The sequence below is a fragment of the Rhizobacter sp. P1_G5 genome (assembly GCF_056405435.1).
The window spans coordinates 1-665 of sequence record NZ_JBFUCB010001168.1; the positions used below are offsets into that span (position 1 = coordinate 1).

1 protein-coding gene and 1 pseudogene are annotated in these 665 nt (G+C 74.1%); both read left to right on the forward strand.

The features are described from left to right. Window positions 1–244 (forward strand): nitroreductase family protein (locus AC1D12_RS34775; protein WP_477845595.1); only part of this gene is annotated, 244 nt, incomplete at its 5' end. Continuing rightward, window positions 234–665 (forward strand): annotated as a pseudogene (locus AC1D12_RS34780) (bifunctional aminoglycoside phosphotransferase/ATP-binding protein); the annotation flags it as partial. The gene AC1D12_RS34775 and the pseudogene AC1D12_RS34780, both read left to right, overlap by 11 nt.

Below are 665 nucleotides of genomic sequence, written 5' to 3' on the forward strand. Positions count from 1 at the left end.
GCTGAACATCGTCTACGTGCTCGACCATGCGCGCATGTCGCGCGTGCCGGCGTCGCAGCGCACGCTGTTCGCGGCGGTGTCGGCCGGCGCGATCGCGCAGAACGTCTACCTGTACGCGGCCGGTGCCGGGCTCGCGACGGTGCTGCGCGGCTGGCTCGACCGCGAGGCGCTCGCCAACGCGCTCGGCCTGCAGCCCGACCAGGAGGTGCTGATGGCGCAGACCGTGGGTTTCCATGCGCCTTGACGTCGCGGCCCTGCGCCGTGGGCTGGCCCGGCGCACCGGCGCCGAGGTGGATCTGATCGAGACCCACCTGTCGTGGGTGCTGCTGGCCGGCGAGTTCGCCTACAAGCTGAAGAAGCCGCTCGCGCTGCCCTTCGTCGACGCGACGCAGCCCGCGCAGCGCCTGCACCTGTGCGAGGAGGAACTGCGGCTGAACCGGCGCCTCGCGCCGCACCTGTACCTGGACGTGTGCCGCATCACCGGCGGACCGCAGGGGCCGTGCATCGACGGCGACGGCCCGCTGATCGACCACGCGGTGCGGATGCGGCGCTTCGCGGCCGGCAGCCTGTTCAGCGAGCGGGCGGCGGCCGGCACGCTGGGGCCGCAGGACATCGACCGCCTGGCCGCGCGGCTCGGGGCCTTCCATGCCGGCGCCACGCGGGCC